Below are 16619 nucleotides of genomic sequence, written 5' to 3'. Positions count from 1 at the left end.
CCGCTGGGGCGGGCGTCCCACGCTCGACGCCCGGTGGCGACCGCACCCGGCCGCTGCGGGATGATCTGTGGCGCACGACGACGTTTGGGACCACCCCCGAACGGGTAGGCCGGAGCCGGAGAAAGGGTGTGATCGATGTACGGCGACACCGCCGCCGGGCGCAAGCGCGTCACGCAGCTGCGCGAGCAGGCCGGTGACGTCCGTGCCCTCGCCGCCCGTCTCGTCGCGCAGGCCGAGGCCGTGCCGTGGCACGGCAAGGCCGCCGAGGCGATGCGCGAGCGGATCCGCGAGCGGGCCGGCCACCTGCGCGCCGTGGCCGCCCAGCACGAGGTCGCCGCCGAGTCGCTCGCCCGCCACCTCGGTGAGGTCGACACCCGCAAGGACGCGATCGCCACGCGGGCGCGCAAGGCCACCTCGCTCGTGGAGGACGCCCGCACCCGCGCCTCCGAGGCCACGCCCCTCGCCGACGGCTCGCCCGCGCCGCCCGACGGCGCCGACGCGGTGCTGCTCGGCTTCGACCCGCCCCCGGCCGGCCACCGCGACTGGCTGACCGTCGAGCTCCCGGGACTCTGACATGGTGACCATCGACCTGACCACGCCGCCCCCTCCCGCGGCGACCTTCCTCGACCAGATGGCACGCCGGCTGGCCCTCACGCTCCCCGAGCTGCGGGTGGTGGCCGAGCTCGCCGGCGACGCGCCCCTCCCCTTCGACCTCCCCGGGGCCGACGCGGGCGCCGGTGCTCCTGCCGGCGCGTTGTCGGGCCGGCTCGGGCAGAGCCGCGGCTCCGTCGAGGACGAGGCCTACGCCGAGGCCCTGTCCGGGCTGCACGACCCCCACGAGACGCTGCGACGCCGCGGCCTCGTCGACGACGACGGCGCCGACCCGGGCCTCGTCGGCGCCGTCGGGCTGCTCGCGACGCCGCGGCTCGCCCTCGACATCGACGTGGCGGCCGGCTCGACGCAGGTCAAGGCCTGGCACCGCCAGAGCGGCGGCGCCGTCGCCAGCCTCTCCACCTGCGACGGCATCGTGTTCGAGCTCGCATGGTTCCCCGTCGACCAGTGGACCGCCGAGCTGGCCCGGGTCACGGCCGTCCCCGAGGACCTCGCCCTCTCCGCGTCGTCCGTGCCCGCGCTGCTCGACGTCCCCTACGCCGTGGCCGACTCCGTGGGCGAGGCGCTGCGCGCAGGGCGCTCCGACCTCGTGCCGGTGCTCGTCGCCCAGGCCGACGGCGACGTGGTGGCCGACGGTGGCCCCGTCGGCGAGGTCGAGGCGGCCGCCGCGATCTCCGCGGTCCACGCGGAGGGTCGCGGCCGGCTCCGGATCCTCGCCGCCGAGGTGGGCCAGCACGCCACCACCTCCGTGGGCGTCGTGTCCTGGGTGCTGCTGCGCGACGGCTGGCACTCCCTCACCCCCCACCACGACGACGGCGCCCGCGTCACCGTGCGCCTCGTCGACCCCGACGACCTCGCCACCGAGCTCGCCCCCGTGCTCGCCCAGGTGACCGCGTGACCCTCCGTCCCACCCGTCCCACCCCTCACCCCGCCCTCCACCCCACCCCGTACCTCCCCACCCCCGCCCCCGATGCCCCAGGGACCCCTGCATGAGCGACCTCGAGATCCCCCGGCGCCCTGACGCCGACGGACCCGGCGCGGCCGGGTCCGGCACTCCCGCCCCGCCGTCGGCGTCCGCCTCGGTCGCCGCGGACAAGTACGAGCAGATGCTGGCGCTGGCCGACCTGTTCGACTCCACCGGCAACGAGATGCGCTCCCGCGCCCGCCTCGGCGCGGAGATCCTCACCGACGACGACGTCGTCGACACCGGCGAGCTGTCCCGCGCCACCTGGGGGCAGGCCGAGGAGGACGTCCGGGCCGCGACGACGGGCAAGCACGGCCTGCTGACCCGCTCGGTGGAGCTCGACGCCGACGCCCTCGTCGTACGCGCGACGGTGCTGACCTACCGGTGGATCGACGAGCTCCAGCAGGCCGCCTACCAGACGCTCGGCTCGATCGCCGGGCGCGCGATCGGCTATCTCGCACCCGAGGTCGCCCTCGGCGGCGCGATCGTCAACGCCGGGCTGATCGAGACCGACGCGCTCGACCGCGACGGCGTCACGGCCTACCTCAGCGAGCTGGCCGAGAGCAACCCCGACCTGATGGACCACCTCTCCGGCGGCGGCGGGCTGCTCGACGGCCTCCACATGCGCTCGCTGCTGACGGCCGGCGCGCTCGCCTCCGACCGCGGCGCCCACGCCGCCCGCGGCGGGCTGCGCGCGATCGGCGTGGACCCCTTCCCCACCGACGCGGTGTCGGCCTTCCGCGACTCGGCCGGCTCGTTCGTCGAGACCGAGGAGCCCTCCCCCGAGGTCGCGTCCGGCAGCGGCCGTGCCCCGCGCTCCCTCGAGGAGCTGATGGCGACGCTGGTCGCCGAGGACCGCCGGATCAGCGTGCAGCGCGTCGGCGCCGGCCGCTACATCGCCTACCTGCCCGGCACCCCCGGTCCCGACACCGGCCGCCTGCGCCTGGTCGGCGCCGACCCGTCGACCTCGGCCGCGCAGGTGGTGCGCGCGATCGAGAAGGCGCTCGCGGACGAGGACGACGACCCCCGCGTCATGCTGGTGGGCGTCGCCGCCGGCGGCTCCCTCGCCGCCGAGATCGCGGCCGGCTCTGGCTCGGAGCGCTTCGTCGTCGACCAGGTCGTCACGGCGGGCTCCCCGTCGGCCCAGGTCCCGCGGATCCCCGCGTCCACGCGCGTGCTGTCGCTGGAGGACCGCTCCGACCCCGTCGTGCTGCTCGGTTCGCTGATCAACGCCGGCGTCCCCCACCGCCTGACGGTGGTCTTCGACGGCGGGGAGACCCGCGACGGCCACCCGTACGTCGCCGGGGCCCGCGCCGCCGACGGTGCCGGCCACCCCGAGCTGCGGGCGGAGATCGCCCGCCTCCAGCAGCTCGGCTACCTCGCCGGCTGACCCACCTGCCACCAGGCCCCGCCCCCGCCCTCGGTATCTAGGGGCGCGGCGGGCGGGGCGGGGCGACGGAGGAGCGGGCGTCAGAGGATGCCGTGGACGAACTCGCCGAGCTGGGCGAGGTTGCGGCACTCGAGCATGGGCAGCAGCTCGCCGTAGCGGTCGGCGGCGCTGTCGCCGGTGCCCCAGTGGCGCGGGTGCTCGGGGTTGAGCCACCAGGCGTGACGCGACCGGTCGACCAGGTCGCCAAGCACGGGCAGGGCGAGGCTGCTGTGGTTGGACCGGGCGTCGCCGAGCACGAGCAGCGAGGTGCGCGGGCCCACCGCGTCGCCGTGCTCCTCGGCGAACCGCGTGAGGGCGCGGCCGTAGTTGGTGCGGCCCCACATCGACGCCTGGGCGATGCTCGCGGCGAGACCCTCCATCACCTCGACCACGTCGGCCCCCGGCCGGAAGCGGTCGCTGACCTCGACCACGTCGTCGACGAAGGTGAAGGCACGCACGCCGCCGAAGGCCTCGCGCAGCGCGTAGACCAGCAGCAGGGTGAACTGCGCGAAGCTCGCCACCGAGCCGCTGACGTCGCACAGCACCACGAGGTCGGTGCGGTGCGGGCGGCGCGGCCGGTGGTGGGTGGTCAGCGGCACGCCGCCGGTGGCGATCGAGGCGCGCACGGTGCGGCGTACGTCGAGCGGGCCGCGCCGCCGCGCGTGCTGCTCCTTGGCCAGCCGGGCGGCGAGGCGACGGGCGAGGGGGTAGACCTCGCGGCGCATCTCCTCGAGGTCGCTGCGACGCGCGGCGAGGAAGTCGAGGCGGTCGATGGTGGGACGCACGGTGGACCGCACCACGTGGGCGGCCCCTTTCTCCTCCGCGATCCGCCGGCGGGCGTCGCCCTCGACGAGGCGCGTGAAGTCCCCGACGCGGCGGCCGGCGACCTGCTGCGCGCGCTCGGCGTCGAGACCCTGCGCGAGGAGCCCACGCACCAGCAGGTCGAGCAGCTCGGCCGGCGCGACGCGCTGGAGCGCGGTGTAGGCCGACCAGCTCGACAGGCCGGGTCCGCGGCCCGGCATGGCGCCGAAGCGGCCGACCGCCTCCGCAGCGAGGTCCTGGAGCGCCTCGCCCTCGCCCGCCTCGAGCGCCTCGGCCAGCGCGTCGCGGAAGCGGGCGAGGTCGGCACCGGTGTCACGCACGGGCGACGCCGACGGCTCGGCGGCCGCCGACGCGCCGTCACCGGCCGCGGCCCGCACGCCCTCGCCCACCAGGCGCGGGTAGTAGACGTCGAAGACGGCGTCGAAGGTGACCCGCTGCGGGTGCCGCTTGACCAGGGTCGCGGCATAGGCCGCCCGCACGGTCTCACGGTCGTGCCAGCTGACCCGCTCCAGCGCGGCGATGGCGTCGAGCCCCTCGGCGAGCGACACCGACAGCCCCGCGGAGCGCAGCGCCTCCACGAAGTCGAGGTGGGTGTCGAGCAGGCTCACGCGCCCCTCCCGGTCACCGCGAGGCCAGCTTGAGCTCGCGCACCGCCCGCTCCTGGTCGGAGGCGTGCTTGAGCAGCACCCCGAGCGTGCGCGCGACGGTGGCCTCGTCGAGGTCGCCGACCTGTAGCGCGACCAGCGTCCGGGCCCAGTCGACGGACTCCGCGAGGGACGGCGCCTTCTTCAGCTCCAGCTCGCGCAGGCGCACCACGACGTCGACCAGCTGCGCCGCGACCCGGTCGTCGAGGCCCGGCACCTGCCCCAGGACGATCTCGCGCTCGCGCTCGGCGTCGGGGTAGCCCAGGTGCAGGAACAGGCAGCGGCGCTTGACCGCCTCCGACAGCTCGCGCGTGGCGTTGGAGGTGAGGACGACGAAGGGACGCCGCGTCGCAGTGACCGTGCCGAGCTCGGGGATGGTGACCTGGAAGTCGCTGAGCACCTCCAGCAGCAGTCCCTCCACCTCGACGTCGGTCTTGTCGACCTCGTCGACCAGCAGCACCGTCGGGTCCTCGCGCCGGATCGCGCCGAGGAGCGGGCGGGTGAGCAGGAACTCCTCGCTGAAGATGTCGTCGTGGGTCTCGCTCCACGACGCGTCCCCGCCGCTGGCCTGGATCCGCAGCAGCTGCTTCTTGTAGTTCCACTCGTAGAGCGCCCGCGCCTCGTCGAGGCCCTCGTAGCACTGCAGCCGCACCAGCTCCGCGCCCGTCGCGCGGGCGACCGCCTTGGCCAGCTCGGTCTTGCCGACGCCCGCGGGCCCCTCGACCAGCAGGGGCTTCTCGAGCGCGCCCGCGAGGTACGCCGTCAGCGCCGTGGCGTCGTCGGCGAGGTAGCCCACCGCCGCCAGGCGGGCGGAGGCGTCGGCACCGGACTCGAACCAGGTCGTCACGCCAGCGACCCTATCCGTGGGGGCGCACGCGCGTCCGCGTGCACACCGTCTCTGGTGAGTCCACCGCGGAGCGGTGGACTCAGCAGAGAGGGCGGGATTCGAACCCGCGGTAGGTCTCCCTACGACCGCTTTCAAGGCGGTTCCGATCGGCCGCTCCGGCACCTCTCCTCGCACGGCGCCGGGACGCCGTACAGCAGCGGACTCTACCGGCCGCTCCCGGCGGCCGACCCGTGCGCACCGACACGCGGGCGCGCGTGGGAAAATCGGCTCCGTGCCGACCGACTCGACGACCGTCTACCGCCTCGCCCCCGCCGTCGCGGCCCGCCTGCTGGGCCTGGTGCTGGTCGCGGTGGCGGTGCTGATCCTGGCCTGCACGCTCGCGATAGCCGTGATCGACCTCCACACCGTCCTGCTGCTGGTGCCGGTGGGGCTGACCGTCGTGGTGCTGGCGGCGACGTGGTGGCTCTGGCGCGAGAAGGGGTGGGTGGCCCGGTTGACCGCCGAGGGCTACCGGGTCCAGTGGGTCCGCGGGGTCGGCACGGCCGCCGGCCGGTGGAAGGACGTCGAGGACGCCGTGACCACCACGGTCGCCGACGCGCCCGTCCTCGTGCTGCGGCTGCGCGACGGCCGCACGACCACGATCCCGGTCGAGATGCTGGCCGTGGACCGCGAGTCGTTCGTCCGCGACGTCCAGCAGCACCTGCAGCGCGGACACGGTCTGCGCAAGTTGTGACCAGATTCGGCGCAGCGGCGCCGAGCCTTGTACCCTTCACAGCGCCCGGCCTGCGCCGGGCATGGAGGCGTCGCCTAGTCCGGTCTATGGCGCCCGCCTGCTAAGCGGGTTTGGGGCTAAAACCCCATCGAGGGTTCAAATCCCTCCGCCTCCGCCCCGTGATCGGCCCCCTGCCCGCAGGGGGCCGATCCGCGTGCGCGCGCCCGCTTCTGCAAGATCGTGCAATGCACAGACCTGCAGACGCATGCCCATGACGCGGTCCGACGACCTGCGCGATGATGGGACGGTCATCCCCTGTGACACATGACAACGAGGTGAAAGCCAACATGACCCCAGTCCGCCGCATCGCAGCCGCTGTCCTCGTGGCCGCCCTGGGCACCGGAATCGTCGGTCTCGGGACCGCTCCCGCCAACGCCGACTACAGCTGGGGCACGAAGATCAAGGTTCCCCGCTGACCGACGTGCCATGATGGGCACGCAGTGAAGAGCCGAGACACGGACCCCCTCAACCCCCCACGAGTCTGGTCCGACTGGCCTCCCCCACAGGCCCGTCTCGGCATTCGAGGGCAGCAGCTCACCCGAGCTGCTGCCCTCGATCCTTGTCCGGACGCCGCGGGCCCGGGCTGAGCCTCAGGTCGTCGACTCGTCGGCCTCGCGGCCGGAGATCCCCCGCTTGCCCATCTCGTAGCCGAGCTGGAAGCGGGTCTCGACCTCGAACTCGCTCTTGAGGTCGGCGACGTAGGCGGCGTACGTGCGCGGGCTGACGCCGAGCCGCTTGGCGCCCGCCGGGTCGGCACGGCCCTCGAGCAGCATCCGGATCGTCATCGCCCGCTGCTCGGCCGCGATGTCGCGCATCAGGGAGCTCTCGCTGCTGGTGAAGGGCCGCGCGCGCTCCCAGTGCCGCTCGAACATGTCGACGAGGTAGCCGACCATCGAGCGCTCGCTGATCACCATCGCGACGTCGAGGCCCTCGTGGCTCGGGATGACCGCGATCCGGCGGTCGACGACGATCAAGCGGTTGAAGAACTCGTCGAGGGTGCGCACCTCCGCGCCCGCGGCGGTCACGGCGGCGACGTACTTGCGGGTGTCGGTGCCGCGGCGCGCGGCGTGCTGGTAGAGCGTGCGCATCCGGACGCCCCGCTTGAGCAGCGCGATCTCGCGCGCCGAGACCTCCGCGAGCTGCTTGACCCCGCGCCGGTCCTGCGGCTGCGCGCTGAGCAGCTCCTCCTCGGAGTCGGCGACCATCGACTCGAGGAAGGTGCGGATCGTCGTGGCCCCCCGGATCTCGGTGAACGGTCCCCCGACGGCGCTCGGTGAGCGGCGCCAGGCGTGGGAGAGGGAGCTGAAGGCCTGGGCCCAGTGCGCGGACTCCGCGATCAGCTGGGCGCCCTGCTGGCCGAGCGGGGCGACCACGCGGGCCTGCACCGCTGCCGGGTCCACGGCGCGCCACGACGTGCCGTCGTCGCTGCGGACGACGAGGCCGACCTCGACGAGGAGCTCGAAGGCCTCGTGCAGCTCACCCCGCCTGCCGATGCGGCGGTCGGTGGCGCTGATGCCACCGGAGGTCACGATCTCCTCGTAGAGCGGCGCAGACCTCTCCTCGAAGACGGCGCGCTCGTGCTGCCCCAAGGGCATGACTCACCTCCACTCCCCCCGCTGACCCCTGGGGAGGATGGTGCCACACGGGTCCCACTGGTCTCCCGGGAACGACAGCGACCCGGCCCCTGACGGGGACGGGTCGCTGGGCGTCGGGACGGCTCAGGCGTCCAGGCGCGCCTTGAGCGTGTCGAGCTCGCTCCACAGCACGGCCGGCAGGTCGTCGCCGAACTTCGCGAACCACTCCTCGATCTGCGGGATCTCGGCCTTCCACTCGTCGGCGTCGACCGCGAGCGCCTGGGCGAGCTGCTCGTCGGTGACGTCGAGGCCCTCGATGTCGAGGGAGCCAGGGGCCGGGACGTGCCCGATCGGGGTCTCGACCGCGGCGGCCTGGCCGTCGATGCGCTCGATGACCCACTTCAGCACGCGGCTGTTCTCGCCGAAGCCCGGCCAGAGGAAGCCGCCCTCGTCGTCGCGGCGGAACCAGTTGACGTAGAAGATCTTCGGCAGCTTGGCCGCGTCGTGGTCCTTGCCCATGGCGATCCAGTGGCTGAAGTAGTCGCCGGCGTTGTAGCCGATGAAGGGCAGCATCGCCATCGGGTCGCGGCGCACCACGCCGACGGCGCCCACGGCGGCCGCGGTGGTCTCCGAGGAGAGCGTGGCACCCATGAAGGTGCCGTGGTTCCAGTCACGTGCCTCGGTGACGAGCGGGATCGTCGTCTTGCGACGGCCGCCGAAGAGGATCGCGTCGATCGGCACACCGCGCGGGTCGTCGTACTCGGCGGCGAGGATCGAGCACTGCTTGATGGGGGTGCAGTAGCGGCTGTTGGCGTGGCTGGAGAGCTCGTCGGACTCCGGCGTCCAGGGCTCGCCCTTCCAGCTGGTGGCCTGGGCCGGGGTGTTCTCCAGGCCCTCCCACCACACGTTGCCGTCGGGGGTCAGTGCGACATTGGTGAACACCGAGTTGCCCTTGCGGATGGTCTCCATCGCGTAGGGGTTGGTGTGCTCGTTGGTGCCGGGCGCGACACCGAAGAAGCCGTACTCGGGGTTGACCGCCCACAGGCGGCCGTCCTCACCGACGCGCATCCAGGCGATGTCGTCGCCGATGGCCTCGACGTTCCAGCCGGGGATGGTGGGCTTAAGCATCGCCAGGTTGGTCTTGCCGCAGGCGCTCGGGAAGGCCGCGGCGACGTACTTGGTCACGCCCTGAGGCGAGGTGAGCTTGAGGATGAGCATGTGCTCGGCCAGCCAGCCCTCGTCGCGCGCCATCACCGAGGCGATCCGCAGCGCGTAGCACTTCTTGCCGAGGAGGGCGTTGCCGCCGTAGCCGGAGCCGAAGGACCAGATCATCCGCTCCTCGGGGAACTGGACGATGTACTTGGTGTCGTTGCACGGCCACGCGACGTCGTCCTGGCCCGGCTCGAGCGGCATGCCCACCGAGTGGAGGGCCGGCACCCACTGCGGGTCCTGGCCGGCGTCGGCGAGCTCCTCGATCCGGCGCAGCACCTCGGTGCCCATGCGGGCCATGACGCGCATCGAGACGGTGACGTAGGCCGAGTCGGTGACCTCGACGCCGAACATCGGCTTCTCGGCGTCCAGGTGCCCCATCACGAACGGGATGACGTACATCGTGCGGCCCTTCATGCAGCCGGCGTAGAGCCCGCGCATGAGGTCCTTCATCTTCTCCGGCGCCATCCAGTTGTTGGTGGGGCCGGCGTCGCGCTCCTCGACCGAGCAGATGTAGGTGCGGTCCTCGACACGCGCCACGTCGGTGGGGTCGGAGGCGGCGTGGAACGAGTTCGGCATCACCTCGGGGTTGAGCCGGGTGAAGGTGCCGGTCGCCTCGAGGGCTGCGGTGAGCTGCTCCCACTCCTCGTCGGAGCCGGTGCACCAGTGGACGTGGTCGGGCTGGGTGAGCTCGGCGACCTCCGCGACCCAGGCCAGGATGCCTGCGTGCGTGGTGGGCGCGGTGCCCTCGTGCTCGGGCGTCTGCGTGTCGATCGTTGCGGTCATGACCGGATCCTTCAGCGTTCGTCGCGGGTGGTTCGCGCGGCCTCGTTGTCGGCGACTTGCGCCGGACGCTAACCGGTGCCGTGAGGGCCACCTATTGGATCGATCACAGACGTGTGACCTGCGTCTCGATGGCCCGGAAACCCCTATTCCTTGGGCTTTTTCGAGGCGCAAGTGGGTTCTTCCGAGGCCCGGTTGGGTCCTTGCGAGACCTCTCGGGACGGGGGTCAGACGGCGCGCGAAGAGGCGGGCGCCGAGGGCGCCAGGAACTCGGCGACGAAGGCGTCGTAGGCCGCCGGGCGCCCGACGAGGTAGCCCTGCGCGAGGTCGACGCCCTCCTCCTCGCAGACCCGCAGGATCGCCGGGTCGGAGACGAACTCGGCGACGGTCCGCTTGCCGAGGTCGCGGGCGATCCCGACGATCGAGCGCATGATCGTGCGGTCGACCGACGACTCGTGGACGTGGGCGACGAACTCGCCGTCGATCTTCACGTAGTCGAAGAAGAGGTGCTTGAGGTAGTAGAAGGACCCGAAGCCGGCGCCGAAGTCGTCGAGGGCGAACGCGCAGCCCAGGCTCGTCATCCGGGCCGCGAAGTCACGCGCCAGCGCCACGTCGGCGACTGCGGCGGTCTCGGTGATCTCCAGGATCAGCGCGGCCGGGTCGACCTCGTGGCGCGCGAGCGCGTCGATGATCGCGCGCTCGATCTCGGGCTTGCCGATCGAGTGGCCGGACAGGTTGACCTCGAGACGGAAGTCGGGGTCGTGGTCGCGACGCAGCCGGGCGAGCAGCTCGAGGCTGTGGTCGACCACCCAGGCGTCCACCTGCGGCATCAGCCCGGCGCGCTCGGCGATGTAGACGAAGCGCGACGGCGGCACCAGCTCGTCGTCCTCGCGCAGGCGCAACAGCACCTCCGCCGAGCTGATGCGGCCGGTGGCGATGTCCATGATCGGCTGGAGGTGCAGCTCGAAGCGGTCGTGCTCGAGCGCCTCCTCGATGCGGCTCTGCCAGTGCAGCCGGGCCGCGGCGCGCGGGCCGCGCAGGTCGCCCTCGGAGAGGACGGTGACCTGGTTGCGCCCGGCCTCCTTGGCGTCGTACATCGTCATGTCGGCCAGCGCGAGGACGTCGGAGGCGTGCTCGGACGCGGCGCGGAAGGTGACCGCGCCGACGCTGGCGGTGACGCGGCGGGCGACACCGTCGAGGGTGGCGGCGTGCCCGGCGATGCGCTCCACCACGAGCTCGGCCACGCGGCGTGCGCCGTCCTGGTCGGCGTCGGGCAGCAGGACGGCGAACTCGTCGCCGCCGAGGCGGGCGACCACGTCGGTGCTGCGGATCGAGCGGCGCAGGAGGCCGGCGATGGTGATGAGGAGCTGGTCACCGGCGTTGTGCCCGAGCGTGTCGTTGACCTGCTTGAAGTTGTCGAGGTCGAGCAGCAGCAGCGCACCGGACTCGCCGAGGCGCTGGCAGCGCTCGAGGTGTCGCTCGAGCTCGCTCTCGAACCGGCGGCGGTTGGCCAGCCCCGTGAGCACGTCGTGGTCGGCGAGGTGGGCCAGGCGGTCGAGGTAGCGGCGCCGGTCGGAGATGTCGACGACGTTGACCATGGTCATCCGGCCGAGCTCGGGATCGGGCACCACGGTGCTGCTCAGCGCGACGTGGACGTCGTTGCCGCCGGAGTCGCGCAGCCGGCACTCGGTCTCCATCGACTCACCGCGCGCGACCTGCGCGACGCGGCCGAGGTGGTCGGCGATGCGGTCCTCGCCCGGCGTCTCGAAGGCGCCGAGGTGGTGCCCGACCATGTCGGGCGGGTCGAGCCCGACGATGACGGCCATGGAGATGTTCACCCGCACGACCGTGCCGGTGGAGTCGAGGAGGGCCACGCCGTGCGGGGCGTCCTCGAAGAGCCGCTCGACGCGCGCCGTGGCGGTGCGGGCCCGGCGGGTCTGCCGCGCCAGGTCGAGCACGATGCGCTGCAGGACGGGTGCGACGATCGCCGCGACCGCGGCCCACATGACCGTGCGGCGCCAGTCGCCGACCACGTAGTCGGGCGGACCGACGACGACGACCGGCAGGGCCAGCGTGACCACCGAGAGACCGCTGGCGACCCAGAGCTGACGGGGCGTGCCGGTGAGCGCGAGCCAGAGGACGGGCAGCAGGAGCAGCACCGTCATCCCCGACGACGAGCCCCCGCGAGCCGCGCCGGCGGCGTCGTTGATGAGTCCGGCGTAAGGGAACAGGAGGTACGCCGCGAGCGGCGCGAGCCAGGTCGTCCCGCCCCGCCGCCGGCTGGCGACGAAGACCGCGGCGGACGCGGCCAGGCAGAGCGCGGCGAGGCCGGCCACCCACCACGGACGCTCGTAGGGCGGGAGGAGCACCGTGAGCAGGCCCAGGCCGGCGACCACGCCGAAGGGCAGCGCGAGCGCGGTCGTGCCCCGCACGAGGTCGGCACGCTCCGCCCTCGGACGGTCCTCAGGCTGGTCACTGGTCACCACAGCAGGGTAACGACGCCGCGCGGTCGGCGGAGCGGAATCAGTCCTCCTGCTCGAGGTCGGCCGCGACCCTGCGGTGGGCCTCCCAGATCTCCTCCGGCATCCGGTCGAACTGGGCCAGGTGCTCCTCGCGGAAGCCCATCTCCTGCTGCCACCGCTCCTTGTCGATGGACAGGATCCGCTGGAGGTCCTCGGCCGGCACGTCCATGCCGGTCAGGTCGAGCTCGTCCTCGGTGGGCACGATGCCGACGGCCGTGCGCCGGCCCTGCACCTCGCCGTCACGCAGCCGGAGCAGCCACAGCAGCGGGCGCAGGTTGTCGCGGTAGCCGGGCCACAGGAAGTGGCCGTCCTCGGCGTCGCGCTGGAACCAGTTGACGTGGGCGAAGATCGGCTGGTCGGTCGCGGCGCCGACCACGTCGAGGTAGTGCCGGGCGTAGTCGCCCTCGCCGTAGGCCATGAACGGGCGGTTGGACATCGGGTCGTAGCGCAGCACCCCCTCCTTGCCCTCCGCCGCCGACGTCGCCTCGGCACCCAGGGTGAGGCCGTCGTAGACGCCCTCGGCGAGGTCGGTGATCGCCCGGATCAGCGGCTCGCGGTCGCGCGTGCGGCCGCCGAAGATGATCGCATCGATCGGCACTCCTGCGGGAGCGTCGTAGTCGGGAGCGATGTTGGGGACGTTGGCCAGGGTCGTGGTGAACCGGCTGTTGGGGTGCGCCCACGGGGCCGTGTCGTCGTCCTTGCGGTCCGCGACGGGCGAGCCCGTCCAGTCGAGCCAGCCGCGGCGGTCCCGCGGCTTCTCCTCCGTGCGCCCCTCCCACCACACCTCGCCGGTCGTCGGGTTGTGGGCGACGTTGGTGAAGATGCAGTCGGTGCCCTCGCCGACGGAGGCGAGTGCGTTGGGGTTGGTGCGCTCGTTGGTGTCCTTGGCGACGCCGAAGACGCCGTACTCCGGGTTCATGCCCATCAACCGGCCGGTGTCCTCGTCGACCCACAGCCACGCGATGTCGTCGCCGTAGAACGACACGTGGTAGCGCTCGCCGAGCGCGTCGGGGGCGGCCATCATCGCCAGGTTGGTCTTGCCCGAGGCGCTCGGGAAGCCACCGCAGACGTGGTAGGTCCGGCCCGTCTCCTTATCGTGGATCCCGATGAGCATGTACTGCTCGGCGAGGAACTTCCGGCTCGCCCAGCCGTCGTAGGCCCCCTGACGCAGGCCGTGGGCGATCTTCCCGAGCAGCGCGTTGCCGCCGTAGGAGGAGCCGAAGTGGAGGATCGTGCGCTCGTCGGCGACCGTGACGAACCAGCGCTGGTCGTCGGCCGTGCCCTGGCCGAGGTGCTCGAGGTCGCCGGTGACGTGGACCGCCCGGACGAAGGAGTCGGGGTCCTCGAGGTCGTTGACGTGCTGCACGCCGACGCGCGCCATCCTGATCATGTGGAGCACGACGGTGCGGGTGTCGGTGAGCTCGACCCCGGCCGCCCACGGGGCGAGCGGGTTGCCGGGCGGGGCCATCAGGTAGGGGACGACGTACATCGTCCTCCCCTCCGACGCGCCGCGCATCCGCTCGTGGAGGAGCGGCTTCATCTCCGACGTGGGGCGCCAGTTGTTGTAGACGCCGCGGTCCTTCTCGTCGCTCGTGGCGACGACGGTGCGCTCCTCGGAGCGGGCGGTGTCCTTGTGGTAGCTGCGGGAGTAGTAGCGGCCCTCGCCGACCTCCTCGAGCTCGCCGGCGGCCACCGCCTCCTCGAGCAGGCGGGCGTCGTCGGAGGCGTTGATCACCTCGACGCGCGCGGCTCCGGTGAGCTCGGCGTACTCCACCACGAACGCGCGCACGCGGGGGTTCGTGAGCCCGGCCTCGTCCATGACTGCCTCGAGATCTGCCATCGCGGTGCCTCTCCTTCTGCGGCGGAGCGACCCGCCGCGGTGCGGGTGCTAGGCACCCTAGGGCACGTCACGGAGGCCGTGACCGACTGAGGGGTGGGCCTGATTTCGCCGCTCCGGAGTGCGTCGGCTATCCTCGTCGAGTCCACGCAACGCACCGCGCTGCCGACGACATGCGCCTGTAGCTCAACGGATAGAGCATCTGACTACGGATCAGAAGGTTTGGGGTTCGAATCCCTACAGGCGCGCAGGACACGGAAGGGCCCCGACCTCAGGTCGGGGCCCTTCTGGCATCTCCGGCCCGGCTCAGGAGGCGCAGACCAGGTCCTCGACGGAGTCGCTCACCTCGGCGACCACGTCCAGGCTCGTGGGCAGCGCGGTGACCGTGACGACCGCCCACCGGCCGTCCGCGGTGGCGAGGTTGCGGGTCTCGAACCCCTGGATGTCGCCGCCGTGGCCCCACGCGGTCACCCCGCAGCCGAGGTGGTGCGAGGCCAGCCCGAGGCCGTAGCGCCAGCCGGGGTCGGCGTCGAAGCCGGGAGCCCGGACGCCTCGCATCATCTGCTGCAGCAGGTCGCCCGGCAGCAGCTCGCCGCCGAGCAGTCCCTGCATGAAGCGGCCCAGGTCGGCCGGCGTCGACACGAGCTGACCGGCCGCCCAGCCCAGGGATGGGTCCATCACCGTGCTGTCCTGCCAGGGCTCCCCCGGGGCGTCGGCCAGGTAGCCGCGGGGGTGCGGGCCGCGCAGCCGCTGCTCCCCGACGCCGGGCCAGTACGTGTCGCGGAGGCGGAGCGGTCGGACGACCCGGCGGGTGATCTCCTCCGAGACGGGGCGTCCGGTGACCCTCTGCACGAGCAGGCCGAGGACGACGTAGTTGGTGTTGCTGTACTCCCACCGGGACCCCGGACGGAAGTGCGGCGGCTCGGCGAGCGCGGCGTCGAGCAGCTCGCGGGGCTCGAAGTAGGTGTGCCTCACCGCCGACAGCGAGCCACCGGCGGCGACGACCAGCGAGTCGTAGTCGGGCAGCCCGCTGCGCTGCTGCAGCAGCTCGCGGACGGTGATGTCGCGCCCGTCGTTGCCGGACCCGCGGACCACACCGGGCAGGTAGCGCTCGACGGGTGCGTCGAGGTCCACCAGGCCCTCCTCGACCAGCTGCAGGACCACCGTGGCGGTGAACATCTTGGTGTTGCTCGCGATGCGGACCCGCGAGCGCGGGTCGACGGGTGCGTCGGTGCCGATCCGGGCGGTGCCGGCGACGTAAGTGCGCACGCGGCCGCGGGCGTCGCGGACCGTCGCGATCGCGCCGGGCACGCCGGTGTCGGCCACGAGCCGGTCCAGCCGCTCCTGGACGGTGGCATCCCCCTCGGGGGAGGTCCTGACCTCCTCGCTCGCGGCGGGGCGGGCTGTGGCGGCAGTGGTGGGGACGGACAGTGCGGCGGTGCCGAGGCAGGCGGCGGTCAGCAGGTGGGTGAGGCGACGGGACACGGGGTCCTCCTTCGGTTGCGGGTGTTCGGAGCGACGGCCGCCGGGTCGGCGGCCCCGGACGTGGATCTGAGCTGGTGGTCTCAGGCGGTGGCGGGCAGCGGGGTGACGCGCCGGGCGGGCGGGGCAGGGACACGGGTCACGGCGGTGACCGCCGCCACCGACGTCCCCACGGAGAGGAGCAACGCGGCGAGCGACAGCCCCGCCCAGGTGAGGACGGGGAGCGCCGGAGCGGCGAGCCCGCCGAGCAGGCCGAGCTGCATGGCGACGACGGCGGGCAGGACGGTGAGGGTGCCCACCAGCCACGCGAGACCGGCGCAGACCAGCGCCTCGGTCGCCAGCATCCGCACGAGCTGCCGCCGCGTGGCGCCGGTCCGGTGGAGCAGCGCCAGCTCCTCGCGCCGGTTGCGGACGGAGAGCACAAGGGCGTTCGCCGCACCCAGCGCCACGAAGGACAGCAGGAGGAGCAGCAGCACCGTCGAGAGACGCTGGCCGGCGGCGTCCGGGCTGCTCGCCGCGGCCGTCCAGGTGCTCGCCTCGACGACCTGCCACCGCGGGCCGAGCGTCGCCGCCAGGGCGTCGCGCAGCCGGGCGGGGGCGGTGCCGGCGTCGGCGCGGACCAGCACGTCGCGCACCGGGACGGCGACGCCGGTGGCCGCGGCGGTGGCCGGACCGACGACGTAGGGGCCGAGCCCGAGGCCGCGGTCGTACGTCGCGACGACCCGCACGACGCGGTCCGCGCCGCCCGCGCGCAGCGTCAGGCGCTGGCCGAGGTGGGCGCCCGCCTCGAGCGCGGCGTCGCGGCTCAGCGCGATGGTGCCCGGGCGCGCCAGGGCGGCGGCCGACCCGGCGCGGAGGCCGGGATCCACGAGCGAGCCCCACGCAGCGGGGTCCACGACGAGCAGCTGCGCGGCCTCCCAGCCCAGCGCGCCGGGCAGCTCGTCGTCGGTCCGGACGCGGGCAGGGACCGCGCCGAGCGTGGTGGCCCGGGCGACGCCCGGCTGGTCGCGGATCACGTCGACGGCCTGCGGGGTCGCGCCGGAGCGGGGAGTGGCCACCACGTCCGCACCGACCGCGGCCGTGAGCTGGTCGTGCGCGGCCCGCTCGATCGTCCGGTCGGCG

At 73.4% G+C, this 16619-nt stretch carries 13 protein-coding genes and 3 tRNA genes; 7 read left to right on the top strand and 9 right to left on the bottom strand.

The genetic code is table 11. The features are described 5' to 3' along the window. The first annotated feature begins 135 nt into the window (after positions 1–135). The 3 genes from ACFFJG_RS11420 to ACFFJG_RS11410 all read left to right on the top strand — a co-directional run bounded on the left by ACFFJG_RS11420 (position 136) and on the right by ACFFJG_RS11410 (position 2966). Positions 136–573 (top strand): hypothetical protein, encoded by a 438-nt coding sequence (locus ACFFJG_RS11420; protein ID WP_378518850.1) that lies wholly within the window; start codon positions 136–138, stop codon positions 571–573. Positions 574–577: 4 nt separating this feature from the next. Next, a complete protein-coding gene (locus tag ACFFJG_RS11415; protein ID WP_378518849.1) occupies positions 578–1510 on the top strand; it encodes a hypothetical protein in 933 nt (310 codons plus the stop codon). A gap of 91 nt (positions 1511–1601) precedes the next feature. Beyond that, positions 1602–2966: a hypothetical protein gene (locus tag ACFFJG_RS11410; protein WP_378518848.1), complete on the top strand. Its 1365-nt coding sequence runs from the start codon at positions 1602–1604 to the stop codon at positions 2964–2966. 80 nt (positions 2967–3046) lie between these two features. On the opposite strand, the gene ACFFJG_RS11405 is transcribed toward ACFFJG_RS11410, so the two are convergent. The 3 genes from ACFFJG_RS11405 to ACFFJG_RS11395 form a co-directional block, all read right to left on the bottom strand. Continuing rightward, positions 3047–4435 (bottom strand): VWA domain-containing protein, encoded by a 1389-nt coding sequence (locus tag ACFFJG_RS11405; RefSeq protein ID WP_378518847.1) that lies wholly within the window; start codon positions 4433–4435, stop codon positions 3047–3049. Positions 4436–4448: 13 nt separating this feature from the next. After that, positions 4449–5318 carry an AAA family ATPase gene (locus ACFFJG_RS11400; protein ID WP_378518846.1) on the bottom strand — a complete coding sequence of 290 codons (870 nt, stop codon included), beginning with the start codon at positions 5316–5318 and terminating at the stop codon, positions 4449–4451. Positions 5319–5401: 83 nt separating this feature from the next. Next, positions 5402–5486: transfer RNA gene (locus ACFFJG_RS11395), tRNA-Ser, on the bottom strand. A gap of 103 nt (positions 5487–5589) precedes the next feature. Between ACFFJG_RS11395 and ACFFJG_RS11390 the strand changes: the two genes are divergently transcribed. From ACFFJG_RS11390 to ACFFJG_RS11380, 3 genes are all read left to right on the top strand, one after another. Next, the gene (locus ACFFJG_RS11390) at positions 5590–6051 is read left to right on the top strand and encodes a hypothetical protein (protein ID WP_378518845.1); all 462 of its coding nucleotides are present in this window, start codon (positions 5590–5592) and stop codon (positions 6049–6051) included. Positions 6052–6114: 63 nt separating this feature from the next. Continuing rightward, positions 6115–6205, top strand: a tRNA-Ser gene (locus ACFFJG_RS11385). 172 nt (positions 6206–6377) lie between these two features. Next, entirely contained in the window at positions 6378–6506 is a 129-nt protein-coding gene (locus ACFFJG_RS11380) for a hypothetical protein (protein WP_268932184.1), read from the top strand. 174 nt (positions 6507–6680) lie between these two features. Here the strand turns inward: ACFFJG_RS11380 and ACFFJG_RS11375 are convergent, their stop codons facing one another. The 4 genes from ACFFJG_RS11375 to ACFFJG_RS11360 all read right to left on the bottom strand — a co-directional run bounded on the left by ACFFJG_RS11375 (position 6681) and on the right by ACFFJG_RS11360 (position 14018). Continuing rightward, complete coding sequence (locus ACFFJG_RS11375; protein ID WP_378518844.1) at positions 6681–7685, bottom strand: TrmB family transcriptional regulator; 1005 nt, start codon at positions 7683–7685, stop codon at positions 6681–6683. Between the two features lie 123 nt (positions 7686–7808). Continuing rightward, positions 7809–9659: a phosphoenolpyruvate carboxykinase (GTP) gene (locus ACFFJG_RS11370; protein ID WP_378518843.1), complete on the bottom strand. Its 1851-nt coding sequence runs from the start codon at positions 9657–9659 to the stop codon at positions 7809–7811. A gap of 224 nt (positions 9660–9883) precedes the next feature. Beyond that, a complete protein-coding gene (locus ACFFJG_RS11365; protein WP_378518842.1) occupies positions 9884–12139 on the bottom strand; it encodes a putative bifunctional diguanylate cyclase/phosphodiesterase in 2256 nt (751 codons plus the stop codon). A 40-nt stretch (positions 12140–12179) separates the two neighbouring features. Next, positions 12180–14018: a phosphoenolpyruvate carboxykinase (GTP) gene (locus tag ACFFJG_RS11360; protein WP_378518841.1), complete on the bottom strand. Its 1839-nt coding sequence runs from the start codon at positions 14016–14018 to the stop codon at positions 12180–12182. Between the two features lie 172 nt (positions 14019–14190). Here ACFFJG_RS11360 and ACFFJG_RS11355 point away from each other — a divergent pair. Beyond that, positions 14191–14263 (top strand) — tRNA-Arg (locus ACFFJG_RS11355). 58 nt (positions 14264–14321) lie between these two features. Here ACFFJG_RS11355 and ACFFJG_RS11350 read toward each other — a convergent pair. Together ACFFJG_RS11350 and ACFFJG_RS11345 are read right to left on the bottom strand one after the other, a co-directional pair. Then, on the bottom strand, positions 14322–15500 hold the full coding sequence (locus ACFFJG_RS11350; protein ID WP_378518840.1) for a serine hydrolase domain-containing protein: 1179 nt from the start codon (positions 15498–15500) through the stop codon (positions 14322–14324). Positions 15501–15580: 80 nt separating this feature from the next. Then, positions 15581–16619 (bottom strand): FtsX-like permease family protein (locus ACFFJG_RS11345; protein WP_378518839.1); only part of this gene is annotated, 1039 nt, incomplete at its 5' end.

Origin of the sequence: Nocardioides zeicaulis, from assembly GCF_042432345.1 — a bacterium.
GTDB classification, from domain to species: Bacteria; Actinomycetota; Actinomycetes; order Propionibacteriales; family Nocardioidaceae; genus Nocardioides; species Nocardioides zeicaulis.
This window is presented reverse-complemented; position numbering and strand designations above follow the sequence as displayed.

Bases quoted from the DNA above. Each gene is read 5' to 3' on its own strand.
- ACFFJG_RS11420 (WP_378518850.1), top strand. From the start codon at position 136: ATGTACGGCGACACCGCCGCCGGGCGCAAGCGCGTCACGCAGCTGCGC.
- ACFFJG_RS11410 (WP_378518848.1), top strand. From the start codon at position 1,602: ATGAGCGACCTCGAGATCCCCCGGCGCCCTGACGCCGACGGACCCGGC.
- ACFFJG_RS11380 (WP_268932184.1), top strand. From the start codon at position 6,378: ATGACCCCAGTCCGCCGCATCGCAGCCGCTGTCCTCGTGGCCGCCCTG.
- ACFFJG_RS11375 (WP_378518844.1), bottom strand. From the start codon at position 7,685: ATGCCCTTGGGGCAGCACGAGCGCGCCGTCTTCGAGGAGAGGTCTGCG.
- ACFFJG_RS11370 (WP_378518843.1), bottom strand. From the start codon at position 9,659: ATGACCGCAACGATCGACACGCAGACGCCCGAGCACGAGGGCACCGCG.
- ACFFJG_RS11360 (WP_378518841.1), bottom strand. From the start codon at position 14,018: ATGGCAGATCTCGAGGCAGTCATGGACGAGGCCGGGCTCACGAACCCC.